Genomic DNA, 23,282 nt, shown 5'->3' on the forward strand with positions numbered 1-23,282 from the left:
CGCAGCCTACATTCCAGCGGCAAGCAAATGCAGCGTCCAGGATCAAGCCAGGCCAGCGGCAAGCCAGCCGATCGGCCTAGGGGGAGGGGTTCGACAGAACAGCGAAGACAAATGAAATGGGCCGGCGCAGGCCGGGCCAGCGGCAAATCCAAACGGAAGTAACACCAGGCCCGCGGCCTAATCCGCGGCGAGAGGGACCGCGCATCACAGCGCAGGGCCCCGAGATGGAGGAGACCATCGAAATGAAGCAGACGAGATTTCGCAGGAAAGCCCTGCCGATCCAGGCGGCGATCATGGTTCTGTTCGCGGGCGCCGGCGCGGCGCTGGCGGACGATGCCGCCCCGACAGCCATCCAGGAGGTCACGGTCACCGCGACCAAGCGTTCGACCTCCTTGCAGCAGACCCCGGTCGCCGTCACCGCGGTAAACGCGCAGGCGCTGGAAAACAACCACGTCATGACCATCGAGGATGTGGTGCATCTGGTGCCGAGTTTCCAGGCCACCTCGGAGGGCGATCACGGCGTGATCACCATGACGATGCGCGGCATCGGCAACGACAGCGCCAAGACCGAGTACGCCGACCCGGAGGTCGCGCTGTTCGTCGACGGCATCTACGCGCCGCGCGCCGAGGGTGCCGCGACGCTGCTGTTCGACATGGACTCCGTCGAGGTGCTGCGCGGACCGCAAGGCACGTTATGGGGCCGCAACTCCACCGTCGGCGCGGTCAACATGCAGACCGCCAAGCCGGTGCTGAACCAGAGCTTCGGCATGGCCCAGGGCGGAGCGGGTGACTACAACCGTTACGGTGCGCGTGGCGCCTTCAACCTGCCTGTCACCAACACGCTGGCGCTGCGCTTCGCCTTCGTCCATGAACAGCACGACGGTTACGTCGGCTACCAGGAAGCGCCCCATCCTTCGGTGGCCGACCAGCAGGCTGCTTACAACGCCGCCGGCATCACCAGCAAACCATTCGAGCCGCTCAACCCCGATCTGTTCGTGCAGGGCGGCCCGCGCTACAACTCCCAGGATCAAAGCGCGGTGCGCCTCAGCGCCTTGTGGAAGCCGCTCGACCGCTTCACCTGGAACATCTCCTACGAATACTTCATCGACCGCGGCACGCCGGGCATGAACCTGCTGCAGACGCCGCGGCCGGGGCAGGACTTCTGGTCGGCGCTGATCGACACGGCGCCCTACCTGCACCGCAATGTCAGTACTTTGCGCAGCCGCATCGATTACGGCATCAACGATTACCTCAACCTGTCCTACATAGCCGGCTACTCGCGCTTCACCGGCTCCTCCGACTTCGACCAGGATGGCGGCGCGACGGTGCCGACCAGTTTCACCACCGGCGCAACCTTCCAGGAGGACCGCACCAACTACTCGCGCTACCTCAACTACAGCCACGAACTGGAGCTGCAGTCCGCCGGCAAGCACGAGGTGGACTGGATCCTCGGCCTGTACTACGCCGCCGAGGACAACAGCATCCGCTTCGACATCCCGATCTTCAACGGTACAAAGCAGGGCACGGTTAACTGGCAGGGTTCATTCATCCAGCCCAAGGAAACGGTGGCATCGAAGGCGGCGTTTGGCCAAGCCACCTGGAATCTGACCCAGGCCTTGCACCTCACTGGCGGCGTGCGTTACACGGAGGACGATCGCAAGAACGAGGGCGGTACCAACAATGGCTGGAACCCCACCGCCAACCCGCCGTCCGGCGGCGACGTGCCGATTGATCCGGGCAGCGATCCGTTTGCCCAGGGTTCGGGCTTCACCACCTATCAGCACAACGACGGCCACTTCACTGGCAACAAGGTGACCTGGCTGGGGCGCGCCAGTTACGACTTCAGCCACGATTTCATGGCCTACACCAGCATTGCCACTGGTTACAAGTCCGGCGGTCTGCAAGACGGCGGGGTGCACTACGGCCCGGAGACGCTGACCAACTACGAGCTCGGCACCAAGAACACCTTCTTCAATGGCCGGGTGCGCTTCAACAACGCCCTCTACTACGAAAACTTCAAGGATTTCCAGTTCAGCGCACCGGTCACCAATCCGGACGGCACTCATTCGCTCGCGACCAGCAACGCCCAGGGCGCCAGGGTCTACGGCCTGGAGTCGGAGCTGGCGGTCAAGCTGACGCGCGACGACCGGGCGCAGCTGACCATGGCCTACACGCACACCCGTCTTGGCCACCTGATCGCCGGCAGCAACGACTACACGCTGCCGTCTCCCTGCGTCGATCGCAACGGCAATCCAGTGAGCGGCATCAGCAATTGCTTGGACGTGACCGACCACGACCTGCCGCACGCGCCCACCTTCGCCGCCCAGCTGCTGTACGAGCACAGCTTCCGTTTCGACAACGGTGCGGTGCTGGCGCCGCGGGTCAGCACGCACTTCGAGACCGGCAGCTGGCTCAGCGTGTTCAACCTCGGCGATGGCGACCGCCAGAAGTCCTACACCCGTACCGACTTGGCGTTGCGCTACTCGGCGGCGGGTCCCAAGCCCTGGTGGATCGATCTATTCGTGCAGAACGTTGAGGACGGCAAGATCAAGACCAATGCGCAGAACGCTTTCGGCCCGTGGCAAGCGCAGTACCTGCCGCCACGGACCTTCGGCGTCAATCTCGGCGTGGATTTCTGAGCAGGGTGCGCGGCATCGGAATGGATAAGCGAATGGAGGCGGCATCACAAGAACCGGGCCTGACCATGCGGCTGACACTGGTCGCGGCGTTGGGCGGACTGCTGTTCGGCTACGACACGGCGGTGATCTCCGGCGCTGTTGGCTCGATCGATACGGTGTTCATCGATCCGCTCCATTTGAGCGAGACCTGGCGCAATACTCTGTCGGGGCTGACCGTGTCCAGTGCCCTGTTCGGTTGCGTGCTGGGCAGCGTCATCGCCGGCGGCATCGCCGACCGCTACGGCCGCAGGACGGGCCTGATCGTGGCGGCGATCCTGTTCCTTCTCTCCGCCATCGGCACGGCGGTACCGGAAGCGGGGCTGCAGCCGCTGGGCAGTACCGGCCTGCCGGCGCTGATTGCCTTCAACCTCTACCGTCTGTTATGCGGTGCAGGCATCGGCGTCGCTTCGATGCTGTCGCCGCTGTACATCGCGGAGATCGCGCCGAAGGAGCGGCGCGGGCAGCTGGTCTCGCTGTACCAGATGGCCATCGTCGTCGGAATCGTCACCGTCTATTTCGTCAATTGGCTGATCGCCCGCGGCGGCGACGCCGCCTGGCTTGACCACATCGGCTGGCGCCTGATGCTCGGCTCGGAAAGCTTGCCGGCCATGCTGTTCCTGGCCTTGCTGGCGGGCGTGCCGGACACGCCGCGCTGGCTGATGCTGCGCGGACGCGAGGCCGAGGCGCTGCGGGTGCTGCAGCGTGTCGCGGGCGCGGTGCAGGCGCCGCAGATCCTGTCCGAGATCGGCGCCAGCCTCAAGGCCACGGCGGCGCCGCGCCTGCTCGGCTATGGCTGGACCGTGATCCTGGTGGGTCTGGCGCTGTCGGTGTTCCAGCAGCTGGTCGGCATCAACGCGGTGCTGTACTACGCGCCGCTGATGTTCCGCAATCTCGGCGCCGGCAGCGACAGCGCCCTGCTGCAGACCGTGGTGATCGGCGCCGCCAATATGCTGTCCACGCTGATCGCCATCTACGCAGTCGACCATCTCGGCCGCAAGCCGCTGCTGATCGTCGGCGCCGCCGCCATGGCGCTGCCGATGCTGCTGCTCGGCTACCTGTTCAGTGTTCATTCGCAAGGCGGCGCCGCGCTGTTCTGCGTGCTGGTCTACATCGTCGGCTTCGCCATGTCCTGGGGGCCGGTGGTGTGGGTGATGCTGTCCGAGATCTTCCCCGGCGCGATCCGCGGCAAGGCCATGGCGGTGGTGGTGGCGGCACAATGGATCACCAACCTGGCGGTGTCGTGGTCGTTCAAGGTGCTGGATGGCAACTCCTTTCTCAACCAGTGGCTCAACCACGGTTTCGCCTACTACCTGTACGGACTGATGAGCGTGCTCGCCGGCTTGTTCGTGTGGCGCTGCGTGCCGGAGACCGCCGGGCACAGCCTGGAGTCGATCCAGGGGTTGTGGACGCGCGGCGGTCCTCGTGCCGCCGCTCCCCCGGCAGCGCGCGCGCATGACTGGGCGTGAACCGGGAAGGTGTTTCGTCCGCGGGACGCTCCCGGCCGCGGATTTGCTGTGAGCCGGAACGATCCTGTCGGCGGCGTGGTACGCCCAACCCGCCCCGGCCTGCCGGCCTCGGTATTCCTGGTCCGCGCCGCGGTACGGGCCAGGAGCTTTTTTCCCATCTGGCCAGTCCGCTGAAGGACGGCCTGTGGGCAGGGACACCGCCGCCCGGCAGCGCGGTCCGCGCCAGGAGAGGAACCGATGCATCCAGCTGAAGCGGCCCACGGCGAGGGCGTGCTGCTCGCCACCTTGTTGCAATTGATCGTTATCGTGCTGGTGGCGCGCGGCGGCACCCTGCTCGGCCTGGACAGCTTTTCCGACTGGAGCTGGTGCGCGCTGATCGTGCTCGTCGCCGGCGCGGCCAAGATCGTCCCGGTGTATTTCGCCGCGCGCGCCGCAGGGATGCGGAACGAGGACGCCGCCGCCTGCGGCGTGCTGATGAACACGCGCGCCTTGATGGAACTGGTGGTGCTGAACATCGGCCTCGACCTCGGCTTCATCCCGCCGAAGGTCTTCACCCTGCTGGTGATCATGGCCGTGGCCACCACCCTGGTCACTGCGCCCCTGCTGCGCCTGCGTTATCGCCGCAGCGGGCGCCTGCTGGTCATCGCCACCGAAGCCTGATCCCCCTGAAACGCATATTCATGAGAAAGCACGCAAGCGCCCTGTTCCTCCTCGCAGCGCTGGTCGCCGCGCCGGCAACCCCGGGCGAAGCGGCGCCATCGTCCGGCCGCGGCCAAGCGCACCCGACGCTATGGCCGCAGGCACATAGCCGCGGCCTGGTCGACGCGGCGACCGAGCTGCGCGTGGCACAACTGCTCGCGCGCATGAGCCTGGAGGAGAAAGTCGGGCAGATGATCCAGGCCGACATCGCCAGCATCCGTCCTGAAGATCTGCGCGAGGTACCGTTGGGCTCGGTTCTGGCTGGTGGCAACTCGCCGGCACTGGGTGCGGACGGCCCGCGCTCGCCGGCGCCGGCCTGGGTGGCGACGGCGCGCGCCTTCCGCGCCGTGTCGCTGGAGCCGCGACCGGGCCACGAGCCCATCCCCGTGCTGTTCGGACTCGACGCGGTGCACGGCAACAGCCGCGTCGTCGGCGCCACCCTGTTTCCGCACAACATCGGTCTCGGCGCCGCGCACGACCCCGACCTGCTGCGCCGCATCGGCGCGGCCACCGCCGAGGAGACCGCGGCGAGCGGCATCGACTGGGCCTTCGGCCCGGCGCTGTCGGTGCCGCGCGACCTGCGCTGGGGTCGCCACTACGAGGGTTATGCCGAGGAGCCCAACCTGGTGCGGCTGTACGCCGACGCCATGGTACGCGGACTCCAGGGCGAGCCGGGTGCGCGGCCGGCGCTGCAAAACGGACACGTCGCGGCCTCGGCCAAGCATTTCCTGGCCGACGGCGGCACCCGTGGCGGCGTCGATCAAGGTGACGCCGACATCGGCGAAGCCGAACTGATCCGCGTCCACGCGCAGGGCTACCCGGTCGCGATCGAGGCCGGTGTGATGACGGTGATGGCCTCCTTCTCCAGCTGGCAGGGCGTGAAGATGCACGGCAACCGCAGCCTGCTGACCGACGTGTTGAAAGGCCGCTTCGGCTTCGAGGGCTTCGTCATCAGCGACTGGAACGCGCACGGCCAGGTGCCCGGCTGCAACAACGACAGCTGCGCCGCAGCCTTCAACGCCGGCATCGACATGCTGATGGCGCCGGACAGCTGGAGAACCCTGTACCGCAACACCCTGGAGCAGGCGCGCGCCGGCGAAATCCCGCCGCAGCGCATCGACGACGCGGTGCGGCGCATCCTGCGCGTCAAGTTTGCGCTGGGCCTGTTTGATCCGCAGCGCCCGTGGGAAGGGCGCGAGGGTGTGCTCGGCTCGCCGCAGCACCGCGCGCTGGCGCGCGAGGCAGTGCGGAAATCGCTGGTGCTGCTCAAGAACGATGGCGGGGTGCTGCCGATCCGTTCCTCCGCGCGGGTACTGGTGGCCGGCTCCGGCGCCGACGACATTGGCCGCCAATGCGGCGGCTGGACTTTGTCGTGGCAGGGTACCGGCAACCGCAACAGCGACTTCCCCAACGGCCAGTCGATCTACGCCGGACTGCGCGAGGCGCTGGCGGCGGGCGGCGGCGCCGCCGAGCTGAGCGCGGACGGCCGCTATACGCAAAAGCCGGACGTCGCGGTGGTGGTGATCGGCGAGACGCCGTATGCCGAAGGCTGGGGCGATCTCAAGACCCTCGAGTACCAGCCCGGTGACAAGAGCGACCTGGCCCTGCTCAAGCGCCTCGTGGCGCAGGGCGTGCCGGTGGTGACGGTGTTCCTGTCCGGGCGCCCGCTGTGGGTCAATCCCGAGATCAACGCCTCCGACGCCTTCGTCGCCGCCTGGCTGCCGGGTTCCGAGGGCGGCGGCATCGCCGACGTGCTGGTGGGCGATGCGGCCGGCCGGCCGCGCTTCGAGTTCAGCGGAAAGCTGTCCTTCTCCTGGCCGCGCAACGCCGCACAGGCCGTGCTGAACCGCGACGCCAAACCCTATCGTCCGCAGTTCGCCTACGGCTATGGCTTGGGCTACCGCGACCATCGCGAGCAGCCGCTCTTGTCCGAGGTTTCCGGCGTGGCGCCCGAGGCCTTCAATTTCTCCAACTATCTGGTACATGGCCGCGCCGCGGCGCCCTGGCAACTGGTGCTGCGCGGCGGCGGCCAGTCGCTGGACATCACCGCCGGCAGCAACAGCGGCGCGGTGACGGGCCTGAGCATGCGCGCGGTGGATGCGGACGGCGTGCAGGAAGCAGGACGCGCACTGAGTTGGTCAGGGCAAGGCGAGGCCGCCGTCGCGGTCTCCGGTGGGCCGCTGGATATGCGCATGCTCACCAACGGCGACGCGACACTGAGCATCGCCTACCGTATCGACGAGCGGCCCAGCGCGCCGGTGCGTCTGGAGCTGGCATGCGGTCCCGGCTGCGGCGCGGCGGTCGATCTCACCGCTACGCTGGACGGTGCGGCCATTGGCGAGTGGCGCACGCTCAAGGTCCGCATGGCTTGCCTGCGCGACGCCGGTGCCGACGTGTCGAAGGTCACCGAACCGTTTGCGCTGAGCACGGCCGGACAGCTGCGGTTGTCGCTGAGCAGCGTGCAGCTGGCTTCCGATCCAGCCGGGGCGGTGTGTCCGCCAGCGGTGCACTGAAGCTTCCCCTCCCGACAAAAGGAAGGGAAGCTGCGCCGCGCTAAACAGGCATCGTTGCCCGCGCATCGGCGCGCCGACAGAGCTGCTCCACTAGCGCGCGGTGGGTCGGCAGATCCACCAGCGCCCGTTCCGAAACTTGGCGGATGTTGCGGAATTCCTGTCGCGCCGCCTCCTGGCGCGGGTAGCAGGCGCGGCTGGCGGACAGATCGGTCGGATACTCCATGCCGTACAACACGAACTGCCAGCTTGCCGGCAGGTACATCTCCAAATCAGCAATGAAGTCCAGCCGCTGCGGCGGACGGCAACGCCACATCGCCAGCTTGTCGCGCAGCGTAGCGGGGATCGTGGAGGGATCGGTGTTGTCGATCCAGAAGGCATGGTCGTGGCGCTGCGTCAGGCAGTAGTGCATCTTGACGAAGTCGAAGATGCGCTCGTAGCGCGCCTGCATCAGCGCGTTGAATTGCCGCGCCACCGGTTCCATCGCGCCGTCGAACGGGAACAGGTAGGCGATCAGGTAGGCCGCGGTTTCGATCAGGCCGATGCCTGAGGATTCCAGCGGCTCGACGAAGCCGCCCGACAAGCCCACCGCCACGCAGTTCTTCAGCCACTGCGTCTGCCGGTAGCCGACCTTGAGCTTGAGTTGCCGCGCGGAAAGCTGCGCGCAAGCCGGGCCGATGTATTCGCGCAGAACCTGCTCCGCGCGGCTGTCGTCGGTGTGCCGCGAAGAATAGACGTAGCCGACGCCGCGCCGCGCCTGCAGGCCGATGTCCCAGGTCCAGCCCGCTTCGTGCGCGGTGGCGATGGTATAGGACGGGATCGGCGTGTCGGGCCTCTCGTAGGGCACCTGGATGGCCAAGGCGCGGTCGACGAACAGCACGTCGTTCATGTCGCGATACGGCACTCCCAGCGCGTCACCGATCAGCGCCGCGCGGAAGCCGCTGCAGTCGATGTACAGGTCGGCGCGCAGCGCGCCGTGCTCGCGCGTGTGCACCGCGTCGATGGCGCCGTCCTCGCCCAGCTGCACCCGCTCCACCGTGCCGAGCAGGTGCTCCACGCCCAGGCTCTTGCCGTGCTCGCACAACAGTCCGGCGAAGCGCGCCGCGTCGAAATGGTAGGCGTAGTTGAGCGGCCCGAGAAAATCCGCGTCGCCCGGCCGCTTCGGCGCGTGCGCGGCATCGGCCACCCGCTTCTGCAGGGTGGCGCTTTCCGCAAACGCTACGCCCGGCCCGGCGGCACCCAGCAGCCAGTAAGGCAGCAGCTCCGGGCCTGCGCTGCGCTGGCTGGGCAGGCTGAAGGGATGGAAGTAGTGGTCCGGACCCGGCGCGCCGCGCGGCCGCACCCAGTGATCGAAGCGGATGCCTTGCTTGAACGTACCCAAGCTGCCGCGCAGGAAGCGCGCCTCGTCGATGCCGATCGCCGCGAGCGTACCCTTGATCGAGGGGAAGGTGCCCTCGCCGACGCCGATGATGCCGATCTCGCTCGACTCCACGAGAGCGATGCGCACGCCCTGCTGCGCCGTGCCGAGATGGCGCGCCAGGAACGTCGCGGTAAGCCACCCCGCTGTACCGCCCCCGACGATCAGGACCCTGCGTATTGCCGGCATATTGGTCTCCTCCCGGACCCTATCTTAACGCTACGGCGAGTCCGATTGATAGCGCTGTCAATCGCTCGTCCAGCCATGTCCATGCGCGCCGGCGCGCCGCGCGGCCAGCGCATCGAGGATGCGGCGGTGCTCGGCCTGGTCGAGGCCGTAACCTCGCATCAGAAGCATTGACATTGCCATGCCGAGCGCCGGGATGAGGCCCAGGCTGGCGCGGATCGCCTCGACCGCGCCGACGTTCTGCGCCTGGTTGGCGACGAAGCCGGCACCATCGAGCAGCACACCGGCGGCAAAGGCGGACAGGCCCATCGCCAGCTTCTGGGTCAGCGAAGCGACCCCGAACACCTTGGCCTCGTCACGCCGTCCGAAGCGCCATTCGCTGTACTCCACCGTGTCGGGCAGCATGGCCCAGAAGCAGACGCCGTGTCCGGTGGTGCCGACCGCGAACGCGCCCAGCAGGGCCACGGCGCAGGCCGGTTGCAGTGCCGCCGGCAGGTGCAGAGCCAGGGCACAGACCAGGCTCAGGAGGCAGGCGTACTGCCAGACAGCACGCTTGCCGCCGCGGCGGATCAGGCGCACCCACAGCGGCACGCTGAGCAGGCTCAGCGCCGCGAACAGCGGCAGGGCATAAGGCGCCAGGCCGGTGTCGCCGAGCACGTACTTGAGGAAGTACATGGTGTTGCGGATGTGCATGGTCTGCGCGAAAGCCATGGCGAACCGCGCCGCCAGCAGGCGCAGCAGAGGCGCGTTGCCGCCGACCGCATGAAGGAAAGCACGGATTTCCGGCAGTGGCCTGAGTCGCGTCTCGGTGCTGCCGCGGTCCTCGTCGTCCGGTTCGCGCACCGCGGCGAAGCACCACAGCAAGGTGGCGGTGGCGAGGATGCCGACGATTGCCGCCGCCGAGGCGTAGGCGGCGCGGCCCAGGGTCGGGGCCAGTTCCTGCGCCAGCGCCGGCATCAGCCAGGCCACCGCGATGCCGCCGGCGAAGGCGCACTGCATGCGTAGTCCCGACAGCGTGGTGCGCATCGCACTGTCGCGCGTCATCGCAGCGGACAGGGTGGCGTAGGGGATGGCCAGGGTGTTGTACAGGGTGCGCACCAGCAGCTGGGTGGCGAGGGCGTAGCCGAACAGAGCCGGTTGCGGCAGCCGCGGCGCCGAGAAGGCGAGGACGAAGGCCAGCGCCAGCGGCACCGAACCGAACAGCAGGAACGGCCGGTAGCGCCCCCAGCGCGTGCGGCTGCGGTCGGCGACCAGGCCCAGCAGCGGGTCGGAGATGCCGTCCCAGACCGAGGCGAGCAGGAAGGCCATGCCGGCCCAAGCCGCCGGCACGCCGAGCACGTCGGTGTGGAAGTAGACCAGGAACAGGCCTAGCCCTTGCCAGTAGAGGTTAAGGCCGAAGTCACCGACGGCGAAGCCGAGGGCCGCGCCCGGTGCCAGGCCGTCCTCCCGTCTGCGCTCCTCCGTCCGCAGCCCTTTTTCCGGATGCTGCATGCCGCCCGCCTTTTGTGGAAATGCCCCGCGTTGGCAGCGCTATCATACGCAGGCAGCCAGCGGCGCTGCGCCAGCCAGGACCGAAACAGAATGCGCAAACGCAACCCCCCGGCCCGACCGCAGCCCAGCTTGCCGGCGCGCCAGCCGACCATGATGGACGTGGCGCAGTTGGCCGGGGTGTCGATGAAGACCGTGTCGCGGGTGGTGAACAAGGAGCCCAACGTCCGCAATGAGGTGCGCGAGCGTGTCACGCGCGCCGCCACCGCCCTCGGCTACCAGCCGAATTTCTCGGCACGCAGTCTGGCAGGCGAGCGCTCGTTCCTGATCGGCTACTTGTTCGGCGATCCGGGCGGCGACTACGCGCACCGCGTCGAGGTCAGCATCCTCAACCGCTGTCGTGGTGCCGGCTATCACCTGCTGGTGGAGCAGCTCGACGACGCGGCCGCGGACGTTGCCGAGCGCACTGCCGCGCTGGTCTCGCAGCTGCGCCTGGACGGTGTGATCCTCACCGCCCCGATCACCGACAATGCCGAGGTGCTGCGCGTGCTGGATGAAGCCAGGGTGCCGTATGTGCGGATCGCCCCGGATGCCGAGTCGGACCGTTCGCCGGCGGTGTGCATCGACGACATGCGTGCGGCCCAGGAATTGACCGAGCACGTGATTGGGCTTGGCCATCGGCGCATTGGCTTCATCAAGGGCGATCCCAAGCATGCAGCGGCGCGCCTGCGCCTGCGCGGCTTCCGCCGTGCCATGAGCGCCCACAAGCTGGAGGTGGCCGAGCAGCTGCTCGAGCAAGGCTCGTTTTCTTACGCCTCGGGGCTCGATTGCGCGCGGCGGTTGCTGCACCGGCGCCCGCGGCCCACGGCGATCATCGCCAGCAACGATGACATGGCGGCCGCGGTGATCGCGGTGGCACACGAGATGGGCCTGCATGTGCCGGAGGAGCTTTCGGTGGTCGGCTTCGACGACGCGCCGATCGCGCAAGTGGTGTGGCCGGCGCTGACCACGGTGCGACAGCCGATCCCGCTGATGGCGGAGGCGGCGACCGACATGCTGCTGGCGCGGCTGGCGCCGCGCGGCGGCGGTGCCTGGCCCAGCCCGATGCCGCGGCGCGAACTCGACTACGAGCTCAAAGTGCGCCAGTCGGCGGCGCCGTTGGGCGGCTACCGCCGGCGTGGCGCCGCAGGCAACTGACCCTGCCGCACCGTGAGCAATGGCGCCATGAAGCTTCTCATGGCATCGATGTGGCGGGAGGCTCCCGAGTGACGTCGTCGCCGTTCCGTAGCGGATATCGCAAGCTGCTTGGTGCCCTTTGCGCCGCCGCCTTCAAGCAGGGCCTGCGCGATTGAGGCAATCCCGGGCAAGGGCGCGCATCCGCCGCGCGCGCCCTTGCATCGGCGGGAGGCTTGCCACACAGTAAGGTCCGCCCACGTCATCCAGCCAGGATTCCATGAAGATCGTCGTCGCCGACGACCATCCGCTGTTCCGCAGCGCCATCGTGCATGCCCTGCGCGGGATCACCGGCGGCGTCATGCCGGTGGAGGCTTCCAGTCTGCGCACGCTGGAAGAAGCGGTACGCACCCATGCGGATGCCGATCTGGTGCTGCTCGACCTGCATATGCCCGGCGCGCGCGGCTTCTCCTCGCTGGTGTTCCTGCGCGGCGAGCGTCCCGAGGTGCCGGTCGTCGTCATCTCCTCCAACGATCATCCGCGCACCATCCGCCGCGCCCAGCAGTTCGGTGCCGCCGGCTTCATCCCCAAGTCGGCGCCGGTCGAGCGCATGCTGGAAGCGATCCGGACGGTGATGGCGGGCGGCATCTGGTTCCCGCCGCTCGAGGCCGAGCGCAGCGAGGAAGACGCGCAGCTCGCCGCGCGCCTGGCGCAGCTCACGCCGCAGCAGGTCCGTGTGCTGATGTGCCTGGCCGATGGCCTGCTCAACAAGCAGATCGCCTACGAGCTCGGCCTCACCGAAAACACGGTAAAGGTCCATGTCACCGCCATCCTGCGCAAGCTCGAATGCCACAGCCGCACCCAGGCGGCGGTGCTGGTCAAGTCGCTGGAGCCGGACCCGCCGCCGGAGCGCGAGCCGGACGCCTCAGATGCCGCCGGCGACATGCCGGTTGATGAGCGCCCGTAACGCCGCCGGGCGGATCGGCTTGACCAGGAAGCCCCAGCCCGCCTCGCGCGCCGTCGCCGCCAGGGCCGGATCGCGCTCGGCCGAGATCATGATCACCGGCAACGTGCGCTTCCAGGCGGTGAACAGCGCGGGCAGGCAATCAGGCCCCAATCGGTCGCCGAGCCGGTAGTCGAGCAGCAGCAGGTCCGGCGGCGCGCCGGTCGCGGCGAGCGCCAGCGCCGCGTCCGCGTCGGCGACGGCAGTCACCTTGCAGTCCCAGGATTCGAGCAAGGCATGGGTCGCGGCGCGCACCCGCGCATCGTCGTCGAGGCACCAGATGTGCAGCCCGCGCAGCGGCGATTCATCCTCCGCCTTTGGCCTTGCCGTCGCCGGCAGCCCGGCGCTGTGGCCGCGCGGCACCGTCACCGAAAAGACGCTGCCGCGGCCGGGCCAGGAGCGCAGGCCGATGGCATGGCCGAGCAGGCGCGCGATGCGCTCGACGATCGCCAGGCCCAGCCCGGCGCCGCGCTCCTGCGAATTGAGCCCCGTGTCGAGGCGGCGGAATTCCTCGAAGATGGCGGCGCGCTGCGCCTCGGGAATGCCGATGCCGCTGTCCCACACTTCGATGCGCACGTCGTCGCCGGCGCGGCGGCAACCGAGCAGGATGCGCCCCTGCGGCGTATAGCGGATCGCGTTGGAGAGGAAGTTCTGCAGGATGCGGCGCAGCAGGTCTTCGTCGGTATGCACCACCGCGCGCGTCGGTACATGGTCCAGCGTGAGTCCATGCGAATGCGCCAGCACGCCGAAGTCGCGCGCCAGCGCTTCCAGCAGCGCGCTCAGGCGCAGGTCGCGCCGGCGTATTTCCAGCGCGCCCGATTCCAGCCGCGAAATATCGAGCAGGCCGTTGAGGATCGCATCCTGCGCCGCGAGTGCCTCGTCGACATGGTCCACCAGTTCGCGCTGATCCGTTGCCTGCGCACGGCTGCGCAGGGCGGAGACGAACATGCGCGCCGCGTTGAGCGGCTGCAGCAGGTCGTGCACCGCGGCGGCGACGAAGCGCGTCTTGTACAGGTTGGCGCGCTCGGCCTCGCCCTTGGCGGCCTGCAGATCGCTGGTGCGCTCCTTGACCCGCTGCTCCAGCGTCACGGCCAAGGTGCGCAGCTCGCGCGCCGCGTTTTTGTAAGCCGTGATGTCGGCATAACTGGTGACGAAGCCGCCGCCCGGCACCGGGTTGCCGCGGATCTCCAGCACCGTACCGTCCGGCCGCTCGCGCTCATGCAGATAGGGCGTGGCGGCGCGCAGATGTTCGATGCGTCGCTCGATCGCCACGCCCGCGTCGCCGGAGCCGAGCAGGCCGCGATCGGCGTTGTAGCGGAACAGATCGGCGATCGGCCGTCCCACCTGCATCAGCTCGGAGGGGTAGCGGAAGATCTCGACATAGCGCCGGTTCCAGGCGACCAGGCGCAGTTCGGCGTCGATCACGCTGACGCCCTGCGGCAGATGTTCCAGGCTGGCGCCCTGGCCCAACGCTGCCAGGTGTGCCGCCTCGACCACGTCGTCGTGCGCGGTGCGCAGCGCCACCGCATGCTGCTGCACCATGTGCTCCAGCTCCTCGCGGCTGCGCTTGCGCAGGCGGGCCAGGCGCACGCGGCTGTGGATGAACAGCCCGAGGAAGATCAGCGCCAGCCACACACCGCCGGCGGCCAGCGCGGCGATGCGGCCGATGGCGCGCGCCGGAGCCGGGTCGCGCAGCAGGTGCAGGTCCCAGCCTTCCGCCGGCAGCGCCAGGCTTTGCCACAGCCATTCTTGCTTCCCGCCGCCGCTGTCGGGAACCAGCGTCAGCGCGCCGTCGGCTCCCAGGGAATCGCGTGCCTCGTGCGGCAACCACTGCAGCGCGTGGCCGCTGTAGGGCAAGGTGTGTTCGATTTCGATCTGCTCTTTCGCCGCCAGTGGACGCAGCTCGTGATACAGCCATTCGGGCCGGTTGGCGAGGATCACCACGCCGTGCTCGTCGCTGACCAGGATCGCATCGCTGCTGTCGCGCCAGCTGTCCTTCAGCTCCTGCAGTTCGAGCTTGATCACGATCACGCCGAGCAGCTCGCCCGCGGTATTGCGCAGCGCCTCCGACAGGAAGTAGCCGGGCACGCCGGTGGTGACGCCGACGCCGTAGAAGCGGCCGCTGCCGTGCTCGGCGGCGCGCTGGAAGTAGGGCCGGAAGGCGTAGTCGTGTCCGACATTGCTGGCCGGCGTGCGCCAGTTGCTGGCGGCGATGCTCATGCCGTGGCGGTCGATCAGGGTCAGCGTCGACGATTCGGTCACGCCGTTGACCTCCTCCAGCCGCTTGTTCAGGCGCGCCTGCGCCGCCACATCCAGCGGCTGCGCCAGGGCCGCATGCAGTTCCGGGTCCAGCGCCAGCACCGCCGGCAGGGTGCGGTAGCGCTCGACGTAACGTTCCAGCGCGGTCGCCTGCAGGCCCAGCTGCTCGCGCGCGGCGGCGCCGTCCTGGTGCAGGGCGCGCCGCTCCACCAGCCGCCCGGCAATCAGGCCGATGGCCAGGGTGCTGACGAGCAGCAGCAGCGCCAGCGCCGGCTGACGGTACCGCGTCGCACGCGCCTTCAGCCAATCCCGCATCGCCGTCTCGTTATCATGATGGCGACATTCTAGGCCAGGCCGTCCCCCCCATCGCCCGGCCTAGCTATAAAGTCTTAGCTCCAAGGTCTTAGCACCAAGGTGTTATGGGCAAGTGCCCGCCACGCTGACATCCTCAACGCACTGCCGATCTGGAGGACAGTGCGTCATGAAAACGAAGGCTTCACGCCTCTATCTATGGGTGCTTGCGGCGATCGTCGCGGGCGGTCTGCTGGGCCATTTCGCGCCCGACATCGCGGTGAGCCTGAAGCCCCTGGGCGACGGTTTCATCGCCCTGATCAAGATGCTGATCGCGCCGGTGATTTTCCTCACCGTGGTGCTCGGCGTCGCCGGCGCCGCCAACGCGCGCAAGGTCGGCCGCGTCGGCGCCAGGGCCATCCTCTATTTCGAGGTGGTGTCCACCTTCGCCCTGATCATCGGCATGATCGTGGTCAACGTGCTCAAGCCCGGCGCCGGCTTCAACATCGACCCGGCCACGCTGGATGCCGGCGCGGTGGCGCACTACGCGCAGCAGGCGCACGAGCAGTCCACCGTGCAGTTCCTGCTGCACATCATTCCCAAGACCTTCCTCGATGCCTTCAGCGGCAACGGCGACCTGCTGCAGGTGCTGCTGCTGGCCCTGATGTTCGGCTTCGCCCTGACCCGCATCGGCGAAGCGGCCCGCCCGGTGGTGACCCTGCTGGAATCGCTGTCACAGACCTTCTTCCGCATGATCGCCATGGTCACCCGCCTGGCGCCCATCGGCGCCGGTGCCGCCATGGCCTTCACCATCGGCAAGTACGGCGTGGAGAGCCTCGGCCCGCTGCTGCGGCTGATGGCCGGCTTCTATCTGTCCTGCGCCCTGTTCGTCCTCGTGGTGCTCGGCCTCATCGCCCGCCTCACCGGCTTCTCCATCCTGCGTTTCCTGCGCTACATCCGGGAGGAACTGCTGCTGGTGCTCGGCACCTCCTCGTCGGAATCCGCCCTGGTGCCGCTGATGCAGAAGCTGGAACGGCTAGGCTGCCCGCGCGCCGTGGTCGGCCTGGTGGTGCCCGCCGGCTACTCCTTCAACCTCGACGGCACCAACATCTACCTGACCATGGCAGCGATCTTCGTGGCGCAGGCGCTCAACGTCGATCTGAGCCTGACGCAGGAGCTGACCCTGCTGGCTGTGGCCATGCTCACTTCCAAGGGCGCCTCCGGCGTCACCGGCGCCGGCTTCATCACCCTGGCGGCGACGCTGACTGTGGTGCCCTCGGTGCCGGTGGCCGGGCTGGCCCTGATCCTGGGCATCGACCGCTTCATGAGCGAGGCGCGCGCGCTGACCAACTTCATCGGCAACGGTGTCGCCACCGTGGTGGTCTCGCACTGGGAAGGCGAGCTGGACCATGAACGCATGCGCAGCGAACTCGCTTCGCCCGGCGGCGACGGCGCGCTGTACCCGCTGGCCGAGCCGGCGGGCGAGGGCTGAAGCAGCAGCTCGCGCCTCAGTTCCTGGGGCGCGACTTTGCCGGCACCGCCTGCATCACCGATTTCCAGGCTGCTTCCGCATCGTCACCCGCCGCCGTGAATACGGCGGCGAGGTGTTTCATCTGGGTACCGGTCAGCCGCGTTTCGAGCCTGCGGCCGGCGTCCGTCAGGCGCAGCCGGCGGAAGCGGCGATCCTGCTCGTCCGGCCGCATCGCCACCAGCTTGCGCTCCACCAGCTGCCGCAACGGCGCGTTCAGCGCCTGCTTCGATACCGCCAGGATCTCCAGCAGGGCATTCACCGTGAGATCGGGATTGCGGCCGACGAAGTAGAGGATGCGGTGGTGCACCCGGCCCAGGCCCTGTTGTTCGAGCAGCTGGTCCGGCCCCGCGGTAAACGCCCGGTAAGCGAAGTAGAACAGCTCGATGGCTTCGCGAAGCTTGTTTTCAATCGGGTCAACCATGTTGACATGGTAGGGTGCGGGGTCGTAGCCTGTCGATAGGTCAATAATATTGACGGTTATTCATGAACGCGACGCCAGCGGCAAAACTCTCCGGCCGCGTGGCCGACCTGCACGCCTCGCCGATCCGCGAAATCCTCGCCGTGATCGACCGTCCCGGCATGGTCTCCTTCGCCGGCGGCCTGCCCGCCGCCGAGACCTTTCCGGCGCTGGATCTCGCGTCGGTGCCGCAAGCCTGGCTGCAATACGGTGCCACCGAGGGCGAGCCGGCCCTGCGTGAGCGCGTCGCCGCGGACGTCAACGCCCTTGGCCTGCGCTGCACGCCGGAACAGGTGCTGATCCTGTCCGGCTCGCAGCAGGGCATCGACCTCGTGGCCAAGCTGTTCATCGACCCCGGCACCCCGGTGGCGCTGGAATCCCCGACCTACCTCGCGGCTCTCCAGGTGTTCCGCTACTTCGGCGCGCGCTTCGTCACGCTCGATCCCGATCAGCCCGGGGCCGGGCTGCCGGTGGATGCGCCACCGGCCTTCGTCTACGCCATTCCCACCTTCCAGAATCCCACCGGCCGCTGCTACTCCACGGCACAGCGTGTAGCGCTGGCGCAGGCCTGCGACGAGCGGGGCATCCCCTTGTTCGAGGACGATCCCTACCGCGACCTGGTCTACGACGCCTGCGACCGTACCCCGGTCTGCGCCCGTCTCAAGCGCGCGTCCTGGATCTACCAGGGTTCGTTCTCGAAGAGCCTGGCGCCCGGCCTGCGGCTCGGCTACATGGTCGCCTCGCCGGACCTGCTGCCCTACCTGACCCGCCTCAAGCAGGCCGCCGACCTGCACAGCAACCGCGTCAGCCAGTGGATCGTGCTGAACCAGTTGCAGGACGCGGCGCGGCAGGAGCGCCTGGCGCGCGTGGTGGAGGTGTATCGCCGCAAGCGCGACAGTTTCGCGCTGGCCCTCCAACGTCATCTCGGCGATGTCGCTAGCTGGGAGATGCCGCCGGGCGGCCTGTTCTTCTGGCTCAAGCTGAAGCGGCAGGTCGACAGCCGGACGCTGCTGCCGGAAGCGATTGATCGCGGCGTCGCCTTCATGCCGGGCGAGCCGTTCTATCCGGACAACCCGCAAAGCTGCGGCGCCCTGCGCCTCAACTTCAGCCATGCCGGCGAAGAACAGGCCGAACGCGGCCTGGCACTGCTGGCACAGTTGCTCGTCTAGCGCTGCGCTCCGGCGCCATTGGCGCCGATCGGCAGATGGCGCTGGAAACATTCCACCGCGGTGCGCGCGGCGGGGCCGGCGAGTTCGGGCCGCACCAGCACCAGGTGCAGCGGCACCGTGCGCGTGCCGCCGGGTGACAGCGGCAGGGCCTGTAGCGCGCCGCTGCGCAGCGACTCGGCCACCAGGTGTTCCGGCAGCCAGGCGTAACCCAGCCCGGCACGCACCGTGGCCAGCGAGGCTTCCATGCTGCTCACCGTGCAGCGGCGATCCGCGCCGAGCCAGCCCTCGTTGCGCGGATTCCTGACGCCGGAGTCGCGCACCACCACCTGCACATGACGCACCAGATCCTCGATGCTGAGCGGGCGCGCCGGCTGCAGCAGAGGATGCTCCGGGCTGGCCACGGCGATGAACTCGATGTTGAGCAGGAACTCGCCCAGAAAGCCGGATGGCAGGCGCGAGGTCACCACCACGTCGGCGGTATTGTCGGTGATCGCCTCCTCGGCGCCGGAGAGTACCGCGTCGGACAGCTGCATCTGCGTATTCGGACATAGCTGCTGCAGCTCGGCGACGATGCTGAGCAGGCGCTGGCGCGGAAAGGCCACGTCCACCACCAGTCGCAGCTGCGGCTCCCAACCCTGCTTCAGCTTCTGTGCCAGCGCCTCCAGCGTGTCCAGGTCGCGCAGCAGCGGCCGCGCCCGCTTCAGCAGGGTCTGGCCATGCGGCGTCAGTACCGCCTTGCGGCCTTCCACCACCAGCAGGGGCAGATCCAGTGCCTCCTGCAGCCGCGCCACGGCGTAGCTCACCGCCGACTGGCTCTTGTTCAGCGCCGCCGCCGCCTGGGCGAAGCCGTCGTGATCGACGATCGCCGCCAGCACGGTCCATTGCTCCAGAGAGGTTCTCGCCAGCGGCACGGGCTAATCTATCGAATTTATGAATTGATTGGATGCAAATATTGCGCTTTTTTATTCGATAAGCAAGGCATATCTTCTCCTCACCAACAGGAGATTCCCATGAATACCATCAGCAACGCAGTCAGGAACGAAGTCCGTCGCAGCAAGGAACGCGGCCACGCCGACCACGGCTGGCTCAACTCCTACCACAGCTTTTCCTTCGCCGATTATTTCGATCCGCAGCACATGGAATACGGCCCGCTGCGCGTGATCAACGAGGATCGCGTCAAGCCCGGCGCCGGCTTCGGCACCCACGGTCACCGCGACATGGAGATCATCAGCTACGTCCTCTCCGGCGAACTGGCCCACAAGGATTCGATCGGCAACGGTTCGGTGATCCGGCCCGGCGACGTGCAGCGCATGAGCGCCGGCTCCGGCATCCGCCACAGCGAGTTCAATCCCTCGGACAGCCAGCCGGTACACTTCCTGCAGATCTGGATCCAGCCCAATGTGCACGGCATCCAGCCCAGCTACGAAGAGAAGCGCTTCGCCGAGGCCGACAAGCGCGGCCAGCTCCGGCTGATCGCCTCGCCGGATGGCGCCGCCGGCTCGGTGCTGATCCACCAGGACGCCAGGCTGTATGCCGGGCTGTTCAACGGTGTCGAGCAGGCCGCGCTCGAAGTGCCGGAGGGCCGTCGCATCTATCTGCACGTGGCGCGCGGCGCGATCGACGCCAACGGCGTCGAGCTCGCGGCGGGCGATGCGCTGAAGCTGGCCGATGTCTCGAAGCTGACGCTGCGCAACGGCCATGATGCCGAAGTGCTGGTGTTCGACTTGCCGCAGGACGTGGAATAAGCGGATGCCCACCGCCGCCACTCGATGGCGGCGGTGGGCATCCGCCGGGAACGCTGGAATCGCGCAGGCGTTTGCAACAAGCCAAGGGGAGCGAGGACATGAATGGACAGGGTGAACAATTGCTGGAGAGCGTCGCCGCGACCTCGTGTGCGGCGGCGCTGGCGCAGGATGCGAAGCATTTCGGCAGCGCCGCTTCGCTCGATGAACTGGACGTGTCGTGGGAGCGCTGCATGCGCCAGCACCGGCTCGATCCGGACGGCGGCAACGGTCCACGGATTCTGTCGTCGGCGGAAGTGAAGCGCCTGCGCGCACCGCTGGAGCAGACTCTCGCGGCCGCGCAGGAAGAGATCAACGCCTTGCATGCCATGGTGCGGCCCCTGGGCTACGCCACGTTGCTCGCCGATCCCGGCGGCGTCATCATCGAGCGCTACTGCCGCGCCGAGGATGCCGGGCGTTTCGCCGACTACGGCACGCAGCCCGGCGCGGTGTGGACCGAGCAGGCCGAAGGCACCAACGGCATCGGCACCTGCATCGTCGAGCAACGCCCGCTGAGCGTGCACCGCCAGCAGCACTTCAACCAGCGCTACGCCGGCCTCAGTTGTTCCGGCGCGCCGATCTTCGATGCCGCGGGCAAGCTCAAGGCCGTGCTGACCCTCGCCAGCCATGCCGGTGAAATCTCGGAGCGTTCCCACCAGCTGGCCCTGGCCCTGGCCACTTACTGGAGCCGCGCCATCGAGGAGCGCGACTTCCGCGAAAGCCACCGTCGCCACTGGACCTTCGCGCTGGAGCCGGCGGCAGGCAATGCCCCGGCGGTACTGCTGGCGGTGGATGCCGACCATCGCATCGTCGCCGCCGATCGTCACGCGCGCCGCGCGCTGGCACTGCCCGCCTCGCGCATCGATGCAGGCATCCACCTGCGCGACGTGTTCGACCGCTACCCGGTATCGCTGCGCGGCAAGGGCGCCGAGGACCTCGCCGTTTCCCTGCGGCGCAACGAGAGCGGTGCGCAATGGCAGGGCGTGGCCACTCCGCCGGAAGCCGGCGGCGGCGCTTACCGAAGCGCCACTCGTTCCGCGCTGCACACCCGTCCGCGGCTGGCGCAACTGTCCGCCTCACGGCCCGCGTCCGCACAGACCCTGCCGCGCGGCGGCCTGCCGCCCGGAATCCTGCGCAGCCTGGACCAGTACATCCGCAACAATCTTGAACGGAACCTGCCGGTGGAGGCGCTCGCCGCCGTGGCGGGTCTTTCACCCACTCACTTCGCACGCGCCTTCAAGAACAGTGTCGGCGTTACGCCGCATCATTACCTGACGCAACAGCGCGTGGAGAAGGCGGCGCAACTGCTGGCCGAGTCCGATCGCAGCATGGCGGAGATCGCCCAGGCGGTCGGCTTCTCCGACCAGAGCCACCTGAGCCGCCGCTTCACCCGCCTCGTCGGCACCACCCCCGGTGCCTATCGGCACGCGCGGCGCTAGCGGCGCTAGAGAAAACAGCAGCCTTGTACAAACCCCGGCGCATTTGTTCAATCCCGTCGCTGAGCCAGCGGTAACTATGGATGCCCCAGGAAGAGCACACCCAAGCCGGCCCGCCGCACCGATGGCGACCGGATTGCCCGTCAATGCGAGTCAGGAGAACATCATGTCCAACAGTTCAGGCCGGGCCAAGCGCAGCGAAAAAGGCTTGCTGACCCCCGACAATTGCGTCGTCACCATCATCGACCTGCAGCCGCAGATGCTGTTCGGCGTGGCCAACTTCGACCGCCAGTCGATCATCAACAATAACCTCGTCCTGACCAAGGCGGCCAAGGTCTTCGACGTGCCGGTGATCCTGTCCACGGTCGAGACCAAGGCTTTCAGCGGCAATATGTGGCCGCAGATCCAGGCGGTGTATCCCGAACAGGCGCCGATCGAGCGCTCCAGCATGAACTCCTGGGACGACGAGAACTTCGTCGCCGCGGTGAAGAAGAGCGGCCGCAAGAAGATCGTGCTGGCCGGGCTGTGGACCGAGACCTGCGTGGCGCTGCCGACGGTGCAGGCGATCCACGACGGCTTCGAGGTCTACGTGGTCGAGGACTGCTGCGGCGACGTCAGCCAGCTGGCCCACGACAACGCCATGAAGCGCGTCATCCAGGCCGGCGCCAAACCGGTCACCGCCCTGTCGGTGATGCTCGAGTGGCAGCGCGACTGGGCCCAGCGCGACAGTTATGACGCCGTCATGGACATCGTGAAGAATCATTGCGGCGCCTACGGCGTGGGCGTGGAATATGCCTATACCATGGTGCACGGGGCGCCGCAGTCGGTTTATCCGGAGTACAAGGTGCCGGCCGCCGCTCCGCACAAGTAACGTCCGCACCACCCGACCATCGAAAGGAAACCAGCCATGCCCACCATCAGCACCCGCGACGGAACCGCTATCTACTACAAGGACTGGGGCAGCGGTCAGCCCATCGTCTTCAGCCACGGCTGGCCGCTGAGCGCCGACGCCTGGGAAGACCAGATGGTGTTCCTGGCCTCGCATGGCTATCGCTGCATCGCCCATGACCGCCGCGGCCACGGACGCTCCGGCCAGCCCTGGGAAGGCAACGAGATGGATACCTACGCCGACGACCTCGCCGCCCTGGTCGAAGCGCTGGACCTGAAGGACGCCGTTCATGTCGGCCACTCCACCGGCGGCGGCGAAGTCGCCCGCTACATCGGCCGGCACGGCACCAAGCGCGTGGCCAAGGCCGTGCTGATCGGCGCGGTGCCGCCGCTGATGCTGAAGACCGCGGCCAATCCCGGCGGCCTGCCGCTGGAAGTGTTCGACGGCATCCGCGCCGGCGTGCTGGCCGACCGCTCGCAGTTCTTCAAGGACCTGACGATCCCGTTCTACGGCTACAACCGTCCGGACGCCAAGGTTTCGGAAGGCGTGCGCGATTCGTTCTGGATGCAGGGCATGCAGGCCGGCTTCAAGGGCGTGCTCGACTGCATCAAGGCCTTCTCCGAAACCGACTTCAACGAAGACCTGAAGAAGTTCGACGTGCCCACCCTGATCCTGCATGGCGACGACGACCAGATCGTGCCCATCGCCGACTCGGCCCTGCTCTCGGCCAAGCTGGTCAAGGGCGCGCGCCTGGTGGTCGTCAAGGGGGCGCCGCACGGCCTGTGCACCACCATGAAGGACCGGGTCAACGCCGAACTGCTCGCCTTCATCAAGGAATAGGCGGGGGCG

The 23,282-nt window shown here is 67.9% G+C and carries 17 protein-coding genes; 12 read left to right on the plus strand and 5 right to left on the minus strand.

The features are described 5' to 3' along the window. Positions 1-242 precede the first annotated feature (242 nt). From BP26_RS0125645 to BP26_RS0125655, 4 genes are all read left to right on the plus strand, one after another. Positions 243-2,639, plus strand: a complete 2,397-nt coding sequence (locus tag BP26_RS0125645; RefSeq protein ID WP_029923401.1) for a TonB-dependent receptor — start codon at positions 243-245, stop codon at positions 2,637-2,639. 65 nt (positions 2,640-2,704) lie between these two features. Next, positions 2,705-4,144 (plus strand): D-xylose transporter XylE, encoded by a 1,440-nt coding sequence (gene xylE / locus BP26_RS0125650; protein WP_245611897.1) that lies wholly within the window; start codon positions 2,705-2,707, stop codon positions 4,142-4,144. Between the two features lie 237 nt (positions 4,145-4,381). Continuing rightward, positions 4,382-4,804: a cation:proton antiporter domain-containing protein gene (locus tag BP26_RS29965; RefSeq protein WP_157572775.1), complete on the plus strand. Its 423-nt coding sequence runs from the start codon at positions 4,382-4,384 to the stop codon at positions 4,802-4,804. A gap of 20 nt (positions 4,805-4,824) precedes the next feature. Next, positions 4,825-7,356, plus strand: coding sequence for a glycoside hydrolase family 3 protein (locus tag BP26_RS0125655; RefSeq protein ID WP_157572776.1), 2,532 nt, complete (start codon positions 4,825-4,827; stop codon positions 7,354-7,356). A gap of 40 nt (positions 7,357-7,396) precedes the next feature. Here BP26_RS0125655 and BP26_RS0125660 read toward each other — a convergent pair whose 3' ends face one another. Together BP26_RS0125660 and BP26_RS0125665 are read right to left on the minus strand one after the other, a co-directional pair. Next, positions 7,397-8,959, minus strand: a complete 1,563-nt coding sequence (locus BP26_RS0125660) for a tryptophan halogenase family protein (RefSeq protein WP_029923404.1) — start codon at positions 8,957-8,959, stop codon at positions 7,397-7,399. 57 nt (positions 8,960-9,016) lie between these two features. Continuing rightward, positions 9,017-10,447 (minus strand): MFS transporter, encoded by a 1,431-nt coding sequence (locus BP26_RS0125665; RefSeq protein ID WP_051749526.1) that lies wholly within the window; start codon positions 10,445-10,447, stop codon positions 9,017-9,019. 90 nt (positions 10,448-10,537) lie between these two features. On the opposite strand from BP26_RS0125665, the gene BP26_RS0125670 reads away from it, so the two are divergent. Continuing rightward, positions 10,538-11,641: a LacI family DNA-binding transcriptional regulator gene (locus BP26_RS0125670; protein WP_051749528.1), complete on the plus strand. Its 1,104-nt coding sequence runs from the start codon at positions 10,538-10,540 to the stop codon at positions 11,639-11,641. A 256-nt stretch (positions 11,642-11,897) separates the two neighbouring features. After that, positions 11,898-12,584, plus strand: a complete 687-nt coding sequence (locus tag BP26_RS0125675; RefSeq protein ID WP_036518123.1) for a LuxR C-terminal-related transcriptional regulator — start codon at positions 11,898-11,900, stop codon at positions 12,582-12,584. Here the strand turns inward: BP26_RS0125675 and BP26_RS0125680 are convergent. Next, entirely contained in the window at positions 12,543-15,194 is a 2,652-nt protein-coding gene (locus BP26_RS0125680; RefSeq protein WP_029923408.1) for a NahK/ErcS family hybrid sensor histidine kinase/response regulator, read from the minus strand. The genes BP26_RS0125675 and BP26_RS0125680 overlap by 42 nt on opposite strands. A 166-nt stretch (positions 15,195-15,360) precedes the next feature. Between BP26_RS0125680 and BP26_RS0125685 the strand changes: the two genes are divergently transcribed. Then, positions 15,361-16,662 carry a dicarboxylate/amino acid:cation symporter gene (locus BP26_RS0125685; RefSeq protein WP_029923409.1) on the plus strand — a complete coding sequence of 434 codons (1,302 nt, stop codon included), beginning with the start codon at positions 15,361-15,363 and terminating at the stop codon, positions 16,660-16,662. 16 nt (positions 16,663-16,678) lie between these two features. Here BP26_RS0125685 and BP26_RS0125690 read toward each other — a convergent pair whose 3' ends face one another. Beyond that, positions 16,679-17,122 carry a MarR family winged helix-turn-helix transcriptional regulator gene (locus BP26_RS0125690; protein WP_029923410.1) on the minus strand — a complete coding sequence of 148 codons (444 nt, stop codon included), beginning with the start codon at positions 17,120-17,122 and terminating at the stop codon, positions 16,679-16,681. A 62-nt stretch (positions 17,123-17,184) separates the two neighbouring features. Here BP26_RS0125690 and BP26_RS0125695 point away from each other — a divergent pair, with 62 nt between their 5' ends. Further along, complete coding sequence (locus tag BP26_RS0125695; RefSeq protein WP_029923411.1) at positions 17,185-18,327, plus strand: aminotransferase-like domain-containing protein; 1,143 nt, start codon at positions 17,185-17,187, stop codon at positions 18,325-18,327. On the opposite strand, the gene BP26_RS0125700 is transcribed toward BP26_RS0125695, so the two are convergent. Next, positions 18,324-19,238, minus strand: coding sequence for a LysR family transcriptional regulator (locus BP26_RS0125700; RefSeq protein WP_084183461.1), 915 nt, complete (start codon positions 19,236-19,238; stop codon positions 18,324-18,326). The two genes, BP26_RS0125695 and BP26_RS0125700, sit on opposite strands and share 4 nt — an antisense overlap. Positions 19,239-19,337: 99 nt before the next feature. On the opposite strand from BP26_RS0125700, the gene BP26_RS0125705 reads away from it, so the two are divergent. From BP26_RS0125705 to BP26_RS0125725, 4 genes are all read left to right on the plus strand, one after another. Then, the gene (locus BP26_RS0125705; RefSeq protein ID WP_029923413.1) at positions 19,338-20,072 is read left to right on the plus strand and encodes a pirin family protein; all 735 of its coding nucleotides are present in this window, start codon (positions 19,338-19,340) and stop codon (positions 20,070-20,072) included. 98 nt (positions 20,073-20,170) lie between these two features. Beyond that, the gene (locus tag BP26_RS28130) at positions 20,171-21,547 is read left to right on the plus strand and encodes a helix-turn-helix domain-containing protein (RefSeq protein ID WP_084183462.1); all 1,377 of its coding nucleotides are present in this window, start codon (positions 20,171-20,173) and stop codon (positions 21,545-21,547) included. A 163-nt stretch (positions 21,548-21,710) separates the two neighbouring features. Beyond that, the gene (locus BP26_RS0125720; protein WP_051749572.1) at positions 21,711-22,415 is read left to right on the plus strand and encodes a hydrolase; all 705 of its coding nucleotides are present in this window, start codon (positions 21,711-21,713) and stop codon (positions 22,413-22,415) included. A 36-nt stretch (positions 22,416-22,451) separates the two neighbouring features. Then, positions 22,452-23,273: an alpha/beta fold hydrolase gene (locus tag BP26_RS0125725; RefSeq protein ID WP_029923415.1), complete on the plus strand. Its 822-nt coding sequence runs from the start codon at positions 22,452-22,454 to the stop codon at positions 23,271-23,273. Positions 23,274-23,282: the final 9 nt, after the last annotated feature.

The organism is Nevskia soli DSM 19509, from assembly GCF_000711955.1.
GTDB lineage: Bacteria > Pseudomonadota > Gammaproteobacteria > Nevskiales > Nevskiaceae > Nevskia > Nevskia soli.